Source organism: Nocardiopsis sp. MG754419, assembly GCF_018207095.1.
GTDB lineage: Bacteria > Actinomycetota > Actinomycetes > Streptosporangiales > Streptosporangiaceae > Nocardiopsis.
In genome coordinates, this window is record NZ_QOCZ01000168.1 from 1 (window position 1) to 11,273 (window position 11,273).

The following is an 11,273-nucleotide window of genomic DNA, read 5'->3' on the forward strand; positions in this document are numbered from 1 at the left end:
GTCCCGATGTCCCACGAGGCCCCCACCCCCGAGCACTCCGAGCGGGTGTTGCGCAGCCGGCACTGGTTCGGCGCCGACGGACGCTCCGGCATGATCTACCGCTCCTGGATGCGCAACCAGGGCTTCGCCGACGACGTGTTCGACGGCCGCCCCGTCGTCGGCATCGCGGTCTCCGGCTCCGAACTCGCGCCGTGCAACGCCCACCTGTCCCGACTGGCCGACGCGGTCAAGCGGGGGATCTGGGAGGCCGGCGGCCTCCCCCTGGAGTTCCCCGTGATGGCCCTGGGCGAGACGGTCCTGCGCCCCACCGCCATGCTCTACCGCAACCTCCTGGCCATGGAGGCCGAGGAGCTGATCCGCGCCAACCCCCTCGACGGCGTGGTCCTGCTGTCCGGCTGCGACAAGACCACCCCGGGCCTGCTCATGGCCGCCGCCAGCACGGACCTGCCGTCGCTCATGCTCACCGGCGGCCCGATGCTCAACGGCAAGTTCCGCGGCGAGGACATCGGCTCGGGCACCCACGTGTGGAAGTTCGAGGAGGAGGTGCGCGCCGGTCGCATGACCGAGGCCGACTGCGGCTTCGCCGAGTCCTGTATGTCCCGCTCCAACGGCCACTGCATGACCATGGGCACCGCCTCCACCATGGCCTGTATGGCGGAGGCGCTGGGCATGCAGCCCGCCTACGGCGCCACCTGGCCCGCCGTGGACGCCCGCCGGTACGCCATGGCGCAAAGGTCCGGGCGGCGGATCGTGGAGATGGTCCACCAGGACGTCCGGCCCTCCTCGATCATGACGCGGGAGGCCTTCGAGAACGCGATCCGGGTCAACGCCGCCATCGGTGGTTCCACCAACGCCGTGATCCACCTGACCGCCATCGCGGGCCGGCTGGGGGTGGAACTCGACCTCGACGACTTCGACGCGCTGGTGCGCGACGTGCCCACCCTGCTCGACCTCATGCCCAGCGGCCGGTTCCTGATGGAGGACTTCTGCTACGCGGGCGGTCTGCCCGCGGTGATCGCCGAACTCGGCGACCTCCTGCACACCGACGCCGTCACGGTCACCGGGGAACCGATCGACGCGCCCGCCCGCGCCGGGGCCGCCGAGTGCCACGACCGCGAGGTCATCCGCCGCCTGGACGATCCGCTCCAGCCCGCCGGCAGCGGCACCGCCGTCCTGCGCGGCAACCTGGCCCCCGACGGCGCGGTGCTCAAACAGTCGGCCGCGAGCGAGCACCTCCTGGTCCATCGCGGCCGGGCGAAGGTGTTCGACTCCCCCGAGGAGTACTACGCGGTGGCCGACGACCCCGAACTGGACGTGGACGCCGACACGGTCCTGGTCATCCGCAACTGCGGTCCGGCCGGCTACCCGGGCATGCCCGAGGTCAGCAACGTGGCGCTGCCGTCCCGACTGTTGGCCCGCGGGATCACCGACATGGTCCGGATCTGCGACGGGCGCATGTCCGGCACCGCCTACGGGACCGTGGTGCTGCACACCTCGCCCGAGGCGGCCGTCGGCGGCCCACTGGCGCTGGTGCGCGACGGGGACGTCGTCGCGCTGGACGTGCCGCGACGTTCCCTGACCCTGGAGATCGACGACGAGGAGATGGGGCGCCGCGCCACCGCGTGGACCCGACCCGCGCCCCACAGCACCCGGGGGTGGGTGAGGTTGTACACCGACACCGTGCTCCAGGCCGACCGGGGCGCCGACCTGGACTTCCTCGTGGGCTCCAGCGGCCACGAGGTACCCCGCGAGTCCCACTGACCCCGACCCCGCACACGGTGGTCCGTGCGCGGCGCCGCGTGCACGGGCCCCGATCCACCCACCGATGATCGGTCCGGCGGAGCACGGCGACGACGAGGAGGATGGACATGACACGCCGCGCACCGGCCCTACAGAGAAGCCTGGACATCCTGGAACTGTTCACCGACGGGCGCGACACCGTGAGCGCGCCCGAGGTGGTGGACGAACTCGGGCTGCCGCGCACCACCGTGCACGAACTGCTCCACGCCCTCGTCGACCGCCAGTACCTGCACAGACATCCGGAGATCCCGGGGCGCTACCGGCTCGGGATCCAGGTCTTCCGGCTGGGCAGCGCCTACGGCGAGGGCCTGGACGTGCCCAAGCTGGGGCAGGAGGCGGCCCGGGAGATGGTCGCGGAGTGCAACGAGACCTCCCACGTGGCGATCCTGGACGACCGGCACATCGTCTACGTCGCCAAGGTCGACAGTTCACGCGCGGTGCGGATGGTGTCCAGTCTGGGCCGTCGCCTGCCGGCGCACTGCACCGCGCTGGGCAAGGTGCTGCTGGCCGCCCTGTCCGACGACGAACTGTTCCGCCGGATCGGCGGCTCCTCCCCCCTGGAGGCACTGACCGAGCACAGCATCACCGATCCGGACCTGCTCCTGCGCGAACTGACCGAGGTCCACAGGGCGGGTACGGCGGTGGAGGTCTGCGAGGCCGATCCGGACGTGGCCTGCGTCGGCGCACCCGTCCGCGACCACACCGGCCAGGTGGTGGCCGCCCTGAGCATCTCGGTCCCCCGGCACCGTTGGTCGCAGGGGCGACGGGAGCGTCTGCGCGCGCTGGTCCGCGACGGCGCGCGCCGCTTCTCCACGGCGTTGGGGGCCGCCCACCCCTGATCCGGGTTTGCAGGGGCGGGCACCCGGTCCTCGTCGTGCCCGACCCTCGTCGTGCCCGGACGGCCGCGCGCGCGGACACGGGGACACGGGCGCACACCTCGGACGGCATCCGTCCTCAGCCCACCGGGGGCAGGCACGTCCGCTCGTCCGCCTTCGGGTCGGTCTCGGCCCACTCGGGCGCGATCCCGGCGGCCCCGACGGCACCCGCCACGCCCGCGACCCCGGCGACCCCAGCGACCTCCGGCTCGGAACCCTCGGCGGGGCCGTCCTCCTGCGTGGCGTCCAGGCGGGTGTGCCGCAGCAGCCACATGATCCCGATCGCGGCCGGGACCAGCAGGACCGCACCGAAGGCGTAGCCGGTCTGGACGGCGGAGGTGAACGCGCCGAAGGCGGCGTCCAGCAGTCGGGCCGACGCGTCGGCGGGAAGCCCCTCGGCCACGCCCACGGCCCCGCCGACGCTCTCCCCCGCCGCCTCCCGCGCCGGTCCGGGCAGCGCGTCCAGGTCCGCCCCGGCGAGCGCCCCCCGGTAGACGACCGCGGACAGGCTACCGAGGACCGCCAGACTCATCGCGTAGCCCAGGCCACCGGCGACGTCGCCCATGGCGGCGGCCGAACCCGCCTTACGCACCGGGGCGGTGACCACCACCAGGTTCGTGGCCAGGGTGAACAGTGGGCCGAGGGCCAGGGCCAGCAGCGAGGCCACCGCGATGAGGACGAGCGGCCCGACCCTTCCCAGGGACAGCGCCATGACGCCCGCGGACGCCGCGCCCAGGAGCAGCCCGCCGCCCATGGCGACGGAGGGACGCATCCATCGGGTCAGGACCGGACCGGCCATGCCGCCCACCACGGAGGTGAGCGCGGGCACGATCATCAGCAGGCCGGCCTGCCCCGGGGAGATCCCCAGCGTGGTCTGGAGGTACTGCACGAGCAGCATGTCCGCGGCGCCCACGGCCAGCAGCATGACCATCATGGCGACCAGGCTGACCGAGAACGCGGGCACGGCGAACAGGCGCATGTCCATCAGGGGTTCGGTCAGACGCAACTGCCGACGCACGAACCACAGCGCCAGGGCCAGGCCGACCATCACCGAGGTGGTGTAGGGCCAGAGCGCCCCCGCCGCGCCTGAGGACACCTGGTCGGCGATCTCCTGGAGGCCGAAGACCAACGCCACGATGGCGGCCATGGACAGGAACACGCTGGGGATGTCCACGCTGCCCTCGACCTCCTCCCGGTGCCCGGGAAGCAGGGGCCCGGTGAGCAGCAGGAGCGCGGCGACCGGCACGTTCAGCAGGAAGACCGAGCCCCACCAGAAGTGTTCGAGGAGCAGTCCGCCCAGGGGCGGACCGAGCGCCATACCGGCGGAGAAGGCGCTCATGACGACCGCCACGGACAACGAGAACTGTCGGGTCTCGGGGAACATCACCCGCAGCAGACCCATGATGCTCGGCATCATCGTGGCCGCCGCCATGCCCATGAGCGCCCGCGCGGCGATGAGGACCTCGGGGGCGGGCGCGAGCGCCGCCCCGAGGGAGGCCAGCCCGTAGAGGCCGACACCGACCATGAGCAGGCGGCGACGCCCCACCTTGGAGCCGAGCCATCCCATGGTGAGGACGAGGCTGACGGCCAGGAACTCCCCCGCGTGCAGGAACCACAGCATCTGGGTACTGCTCGGGGACAGGTCGGCGGAGATCGCGGGCAGCGCCAGGAACAGGACCGTCATGTCCGTGGCGGTCATCAACAGCGGCAGGGTCATGACCGCGAGGGCCAGCCATTCCCGCCAGGTGGCTCGTGCGGGGATCCCCGTCTGCATGGTGGGCCTCTTTCGCGTGTGGGTCCGTCGTAGGGACGAAGGTAAGACCTCAACCTTTGTTGAGTTCAAACCCGCGCTCCGGCGCCCCGAGGTTCCACCCGCACCTCTGCGCCCGACGGCCCGGCCGCACACGGGACGCGCGCCCGCCCGTGTCACCGCTCCCCGCGGCGGTCGCCCTCACCGCCTGCGCCGTGGGGTTCTTCCGCCGGGACCAGGGAGAACGCGGCCGAACGGGCCTCACCCGCCCTGAACAGCGTGAACAACGGCACAGCGGCCGAAGGGAAGGATCCGCCGTGCACTATGGTCACTCCAGTGGGGACGACCGGTGGGCACGACGGGGCACGCGCACCATCACCCCATCGAGGACGAACACCTGGAGAGTGCACAGTGCGACACCACACCCGGGCCTGGGGCGTCCGGACGACCACCGTGGAACCACGGTGACCGCCGGGATCGAGGTGCGCGGCCTCACCAAACACCACCCGGGCGCCCGCCCGGACCGCCCCGCGCTCCAGGACGTCGACCTGGAGATCCCGCACCGCCAGTTCGTCAGCCTCATCGGCCCCAGCGGGTGCGGCAAGTCCACCCTGCTGCGCATCCTCGCCGGGTTGGACGGCGCCGACGCCGGACGGGTCTCCCTGCTCGGCAGGAGCCCGAAGCAGGCGAGCCGCCGCAAGGCCATCGGGTTGGTCTCCCAGACCCCGGCGCTGCTGCCCTGGCTCACCGTGCGCCAGAACGTCGCCCTGCCCGCCAGGGTCAACCGTCGCGCCGGCACGGCGATCGACCCACCGGACGACCTGCTGCGCGCCGTCGGGCTGGAGGACTCCGCCCACCAGTACCCGCACGAACTCTCCGGCGGCATGCTCCAGCGCGTGGCCGTGGCCCGGGCCCTCGGCCTGCGCCCGGACGTGCTGCTCATGGACGAGCCCTTCTCCGCCCTCGACGAGTTCACCCGCGAGGCGCTCCAGTACCAACTCCTGGGCCTGTGGCAGGAGCGGGCCACGACGGTCGTGTTCGTGACCCACTCCGTCCACGAGGCGGTCGTGCTCTCCGACCGGATCGTCGTGATGTCGGCCCGCCCCGGCCGGATCCACGAGGTCCTGGACGTCGACCTGCCCCGGCCCCGCGACCGGAAGGTCGTCCGGGGTCCGCACATGCACGACCTGGAGGACCGGGTCCGCGCCTCGTTGCAGAGCGCGTGGAAGGCCGGCGCCGCCCCCGACGACCTCGTCCCGCTGTGAGAGAGGAGGCGGGCATCGTCACCCGCGTCACCGACGGGACGGCCGAGGGCGGCGACTCCGCGTCGGCCCCGGTTCCACCCGGCACCATCCCGCCCGCTCCCGGCGGCCCGGCCCCCGCGCGCGGCGCCCGGCGCCGTTCCCCGGCGCATCCCTTCGTCTGGCTGCCCGCCCTCGTGGTGCTGGTCGTCCTCGGTCTGGCGTGGTCGGCGGTGGCCGAGGCCCATCCGTACATCCTGCCGCGCCTCGGCGAGGTCGGCGCCGCCCTGGTCGGCGACCCCCTGCTGTTCCTGGAGAACGCCTGGGCCACCCTGAGCATCGCCCTGGTCGGCGTCGGTGTGGGCGCCGGCAGCGCCTTCGTGCTGGCTCTGTTGATGTCGGAGATCCCGGTGGTCCGCCGCGCCGTCATGCCCTTCGCGGTGGTCCTCAACGTCACGCCGGTGGTGGCGATCGCGCCGGCGCTCGTGGTGGCGTTCGGCTTCGGGATGACCCCCAAGGTCATCGTCACCGCGATCATCACGTTCTTCCCCGTGCTCATCAACGTGACCACCGGTCTGCGTTCGGTTCCGCTGCCGGTGCTGCACGTCTTCCGCACCCTCGACGCCTCCCGCTGGGAGGTGCTGCTGCGGCTGCGCGTCCCGAGCAGCCTGCCGTACACGCTCGCCGCGCTGCGTGTGGTGCTGCCGCTGTCCCTGGTGGGAGCGGTGGTGGCCGAGTTCGTGGCCGCGGGTTCCTCCGGCGGGCTCGGCACGATGATCCGCAACTCCGCCTCCAGCGCCCGCCTCGACCACGTCTACGCGGGCGTGGTCTGCCTGGCGGCGATGGGGGTCCTGCTGCTCGCCCTGGTCACCCTCGTGGAGCGGCGCCTGCTGTTCTGGCACGACTCCCGACGCCCCACCCGAGGATGAGTCCGCTCCGGCGGTCGCCTTCCCAGGAACGGCAACGAACGAAAGAGAACCACCGCATGCCCGCTCCCTCCCCGCACCGGCTCCGTCTCCTGGGCCCGGCCGCGGCGCTCACCGCCGCCGCGCTCCTCGCCACCGCCTGTGGTGGGGGCGCGGACACGAACCCCGAGGTCGACGTGGTCGTCGACGGGGAGCGGTGCGAGACCAACCGGGACGCCGGTCCGATCACCTTCGTCACCGGGTACCACTACCAGGCCTCCGTCACCCAGTTGGAGGTCATCGCCGCCGAGGCCCTGGGGTACTTCGACGCCCTGTGCCTGGACGTGGAGATCCAGCCCGGCAACGGCGACCTCATGGGCAACGCGCAACTGGTGTCGGCGGGCACCGCCCGGTTCACCGCGATGAGCAACGAGGCGGAGGTCCTCCAGGCCGACACCCGTGACCACGAGATCGTCGGCATCGCCACCTACGGGCACGTACCGATCTCGACCCTGCTCACCGGCCCCGACGTCGACGACCTCACCGAACTGGAGGGGCGCACCCTGGGGCACCAGAGCCTGCTGCCCGCACCGTTGGAGGCCATGCTGGTCGAGGCGGGTGTGGACGTCGACTCCATCGACCAGGTCGAGGCGGGGTACGACCCCTCGGTGCTGCCGCGCGGCCAGGTGCAGGCGCTCACCGGGTTCCGGTCCAACGAACCGCACCGCCTCGACGCGCTCGGCGAGGAGTACACCCAGTGGCTGCCCGAGGACTTCGGCGTGGTCGGGTCCTTCGGGGTCCTGGTGACCGACCCGGTGTGGGCGGAGGGGCACCCGACCGCGACGGAGGACTTCCTGCGCGCGGTCGGTCACGCCTTCGATCACTGCTCGGAGGCCGCGGAGGAGTGCGTGGGGTACGCCGCCGACCTGGATCGGGCCGGGTACGACGCCGAGCACAACCTCAAGGTCTGGGACACCGAACGCGCCCTCGTGACCTCCTCGACCCCCGAGGGCGAACCGCGGGGCTTCGTCGACCTCGACCTGACCGAGCGGGAGGCCGGCACGCTCGTGGACAACGGTGAGCTGGACGGGATCCCCGACACGACGGCGCTCTTCGACACCGGTTACCTGGAGGCGGTGCACGACGGCGCCGACCTGGTCTGGCCCGGCGAGTGACCAGTGCGTCCGGTGGAGGTCCGGGACCGGGCCGCCACCGGACGCCCGCCGGGGCGGCAGGGACCCCCGGCGACCGGTCACCGCACATGATCACGGGGTCTGTGCCGCCTGCGGTCCGCGCGCTATGTTCGCTCGCATGACCGAACCGGCCCCCCGATTCACCAACGGCACCGCACCCCACAGTGAGGCGATGGTCGCCTCCCTCGGCACGACCCTGGGCCTGGACCTGGCCCCGCACCGGTTCACCCTGCCCGACGGCCTGCGCGTGGGCATCGACGGCGCCGACGCCGACCCGCCCACCCTGCTGGTGCAGGTCACGCCCGTCATCGGCCGGGTCCGTTCCACCCACCGCAACAAGGTCATCGCGGACGCCTTCAAGCTCACGTGGCTCCGCGACAGCCACTTCCCCGACGCCGCGGCGGTCTTGGCGCTGAGCCCGGAGCTCACGCGGTTCCTCGGCCCGGAGTCCTGGCTCACCACCTCCCTGCGCGAGCAGAGGGTGACGGTGGTGATGGTCCCGAGCGACGCCGACCCGCCCGCCCACGCGCCCACTCCGTGATCCCGCGTTCACCGGGGGGAGACCGCGCCCGCCTAGCGTGGACGGGTCTGTCATCCCGCGGGCCGTCGATCCCCCACTTCCGCCCGCTCTCCACCGACGTCCCCGGTGCCCCATGCCCGGGCACCGGTCGGCGGGAGAGCGCGCGGACCCCCGCCCCGGTCACCTCACCCCTGTGCCTCGTACCGCTGCCGTCGGTGGACCTCCTCCCACCGAAGGAAGGTCATGAAGCACACTCCCGTACATCCGGTCGGCACGACCGCGCTGGTCCTGAGCATCGCGTTGGCGACCGCCTGCGCCACCTCCGGGGCGGAGGGCGACCCCGCCTCGGGGCCGGCGGTGATCGACGACGAACGGTGCGCCGCCAACCGTGAGGCCGGCACCCTCACCTACGTCACCGGGTACGAGTACCAGGCCTCCGTGAGCATCCTGGAGGCCGTGGCCGCCGACGCGCTCGGCTACTTCGAGGAGCTCTGCCTGGACGTGGTGATCGAACCCGGGACCGGGGACACCATGGCCAACGCCCGACGCGTCCACGAGGGCGAGGCGCGGTTCACCTCGTTCGGCAACGAGGCGGAGGTGCTCCAGGCCCACGCCCGGGGGCACGACGTCCTCGGTATCGCCACCTACGGGCACGTGCCCATCGCCACCCTGCTCACCCCGACCGACGTCACGGACCTGACCGATCTGGAGGGCGCGGTCCTCGGCCACAAGGGCATGCTGCCCGCGCCGTTGGAGGCGATGCTGACCCGCGCCGACGTGGACCTCGACAGCATCCGGATGGAGCTGGTCGGCTACGACCCGGCCGTGCTGCCCGACGGGGAGGTGGACGCGCTGACCGGGTTCCGGTCCAACGAACCCCTCCGACTCGACCGTGCGGGGGCCGAGTTCCTGGAATGGCACCCCGAGGACTTCGGGGTCGGGGGTTCGTTCGGGGTGATGGCGACCGACCCCGAGTTCGCCGCCGAGCACCCCACCGCCGTCGAGGACTACCTGCGGGCGCTCTCCCTGGCCTTCGAGCACTGCCAGGAGCAAGGGCCCGCGTGCGTGGATCGGGCCGCCGCGCTGAGCGGCGAGGACTACGACACCGCGCACCACCTGGAGGTCTGGGACGCCGAACGGGAACTGGTCACGTCGTTCACCCCGGAGGGGGTGCCCCGGGGTTTCATCGACCTGACCCTCACCGAGGCCGAGGCGCTGACCCTGGTCGACAACGGAGAACTGGAGACCCTGCCGGACCTGGAGGGTCTCTTCGACCCCGCCTTCCTGGAGTCGGTGCACGTCGCGGGCGAGGTGCTCTGGAGCGACGAGGGGCCGACCACGGCCGAACAGGAGTGATCCGAAGGCCACCCGGGTAGCCCCACCGGTGTACGTACGGATCCGGCCGCCCCGCCCCGCGCCCGGGGTGGGCGGCCGGCTCCCGTTGCCGATCAGGGGGGGACAGTGATGGGGGTCGAACGCGGTATCGAGGGGCTCCGGCGGGTTCTGGCGGGGGTGCGCTTCCCGGTGAGCCGGGACACGGTGGTGACCGCCGCCCTGGACGCGGGGGCGGACGAGGAGATGGTGAGCGCCCTGCGGGCCATGCCGGCGGCGGAGTTCAACGAGGAGAACGAGATCCTGCGCGCGGTGCCCCTGCCGGACGCCGAACCCGACGCGCACACCGAGGCGGCCCGGGTCCGGGAACGCGACCGGCACGACTGACCACGCGGTACGGCCGCGCCGGTGTGCCCGCCCCCGGCGCGGCCGACCCCATGGTGTGGAGCGCCCGTCGCGGACGTCCCGCGCGGCCGGTGCGAGCGCCCGGCGCCACCCGGCGGCGGGACCGACCCTGGGGACCGCGCGGAGGGCACGCGTGTCCGGCCGGCGGGACCGACCGACGGGGCGGAGCGGTGGGCACGACCGACCGCGACGAGCGACCGGCACGACCGCGACGACCGGCGCGAAGAATGACCGGTGGGTGTGTGTCCCTTTGACGGGCGAGACGGGCACCCGTTCGGTATGTTGGCCCCCGCCGAGTCCTCTGACCCCGGGTCCGACCAACGCCGCCGAGCTCGAAGGTGCCTCGTGACGCCCCCGTTGCACGCACTCCAGCCTCACGACCCCGCCCACCTGGGCGGACGCCGAGTCCTGGGCCGGATCGGAACGGGCGAACGGAGCACCGTCTACCTCGCCGAGGAACCCGACGGCACTCGGGTGGCGATCCGGGTGCTCGACCCGGAGGGCGCGGTCGACCCCGAGGCACGAAGACGCTGCGCACGCGAGGCCGAGGCGGCCCGCCGGGTCGTCTGCCCTCGCACCGCGGCCGTGCTCGACGCCGACTTCTCCTCCGTGCCGGCCCACGTCGTCAGCGAGTACGTCGAGGGCACCGGTCTGGACCGGGCCGTGGCGGACGAGGGTCCGCTGTCCGGGGACGCTCTGATGCGGTTGGCCGTGGCGGTGGCCGACGCCCTGGTGTCGGTGCACGAGGCCGGTCTGCTGCACCGCGACCTCGAACCCGGCAACGTGGTGATGGCCTCGGGCGGCCCGCGGGTGATCGGTTTCGGTGTCTCCCGGATCATCAAGGGCGTGGGCGCTCCCTCCGACCCCGCCGTCGGCGCCCCCGGGTACATGTCGCCGGAGCACCTCGCCGACGGACGCGTCACCGCGGCCACGGACGTGTTCTCCTGGGGCGCGGTGGTGGTGTTCGCGGCGACCGGCCGGGCCCCCTTCGACGCGGCGACCGTGCCGGGGGTGCTGCACAAGGTCCTCAAGGTCGATCCGGAGCTGGGCGGACTGGCGGAGCCGCTGCGCTCCGTGGTGGCCGCCGCCCTGGACAAGGATCCGGACGCCCGGCCGACCTCGCGACAGGTGCTGCACCGCCTGAGGGACCACGTGTGCGAGGCATCGAGGGCACTGGAAGCACCCCCGGCGACCGATCCGCCGTCCGACGCCGCCCCGGCGGATGGCGCAGGCGTCGACACCGCCCCACCCT

At 72.9% G+C, this 11,273-nt stretch carries 10 protein-coding genes; 9 read left to right on the plus strand and 1 reads right to left on the minus strand.

The annotated features are described in order from the left end of the window. Positions 1 to 6: 6 nt before the first annotated feature. Together DSY14_RS23875 and DSY14_RS23880 are read left to right on the plus strand one after the other, a co-directional pair. Positions 7 to 1,761: an IlvD/Edd family dehydratase gene (locus DSY14_RS23875; RefSeq protein WP_211718871.1), complete on the plus strand. Its 1,755-nt coding sequence runs from the start codon at positions 7 to 9 to the stop codon at positions 1,759 to 1,761. A gap of 107 nt (positions 1,762 to 1,868) precedes the next feature. Further along, on the plus strand, positions 1,869 to 2,639 hold the full coding sequence (locus tag DSY14_RS23880; RefSeq protein WP_211718862.1) for an IclR family transcriptional regulator: 771 nt from the start codon (positions 1,869 to 1,871) through the stop codon (positions 2,637 to 2,639). 115 nt (positions 2,640 to 2,754) lie between these two features. On the opposite strand, the gene DSY14_RS23885 is transcribed toward DSY14_RS23880, so the two are convergent. Further along, positions 2,755 to 4,449 (minus strand): MFS transporter, encoded by a 1,695-nt coding sequence (locus DSY14_RS23885; protein ID WP_211718863.1) that lies wholly within the window; start codon positions 4,447 to 4,449, stop codon positions 2,755 to 2,757. A 440-nt stretch (positions 4,450 to 4,889) separates the two neighbouring features. On the opposite strand from DSY14_RS23885, the gene DSY14_RS23890 reads away from it, so the two are divergent. The 7 genes from DSY14_RS23890 to DSY14_RS23920 all read left to right on the plus strand — a co-directional run. Further along, positions 4,890 to 5,690 carry an ABC transporter ATP-binding protein gene (locus tag DSY14_RS23890; protein WP_211718864.1) on the plus strand — a complete coding sequence of 267 codons (801 nt, stop codon included), beginning with the start codon at positions 4,890 to 4,892 and terminating at the stop codon, positions 5,688 to 5,690. Next, on the plus strand, positions 5,687 to 6,595 hold the full coding sequence (locus tag DSY14_RS23895; protein WP_211718865.1) for an ABC transporter permease: 909 nt from the start codon (positions 5,687 to 5,689) through the stop codon (positions 6,593 to 6,595). The genes DSY14_RS23890 and DSY14_RS23895 overlap by 4 nt, the downstream gene beginning before the upstream one ends. Positions 6,596 to 6,651: 56 nt before the next feature. Beyond that, positions 6,652 to 7,746: an ABC transporter substrate-binding protein gene (locus DSY14_RS23900; RefSeq protein ID WP_211718866.1), complete on the plus strand. Its 1,095-nt coding sequence runs from the start codon at positions 6,652 to 6,654 to the stop codon at positions 7,744 to 7,746. 136 nt (positions 7,747 to 7,882) lie between these two features. Further along, positions 7,883 to 8,305, plus strand: coding sequence for a hypothetical protein (locus DSY14_RS23905; RefSeq protein ID WP_211718867.1), 423 nt, complete (start codon positions 7,883 to 7,885; stop codon positions 8,303 to 8,305). 222 nt (positions 8,306 to 8,527) lie between these two features. Beyond that, positions 8,528 to 9,640, plus strand: coding sequence for an ABC transporter substrate-binding protein (locus DSY14_RS23910; RefSeq protein ID WP_211718868.1), 1,113 nt, complete (start codon positions 8,528 to 8,530; stop codon positions 9,638 to 9,640). 108 nt (positions 9,641 to 9,748) lie between these two features. Further along, positions 9,749 to 10,003 carry a DUF2795 domain-containing protein gene (locus tag DSY14_RS23915; RefSeq protein ID WP_211718869.1) on the plus strand — a complete coding sequence of 85 codons (255 nt, stop codon included), beginning with the start codon at positions 9,749 to 9,751 and terminating at the stop codon, positions 10,001 to 10,003. 363 nt (positions 10,004 to 10,366) lie between these two features. Continuing rightward, positions 10,367 to 11,273, plus strand: a 907-nt coding sequence (locus DSY14_RS23920) for a serine/threonine-protein kinase (RefSeq protein WP_211718870.1), incomplete at its 3' end; no start/stop codon positions are given.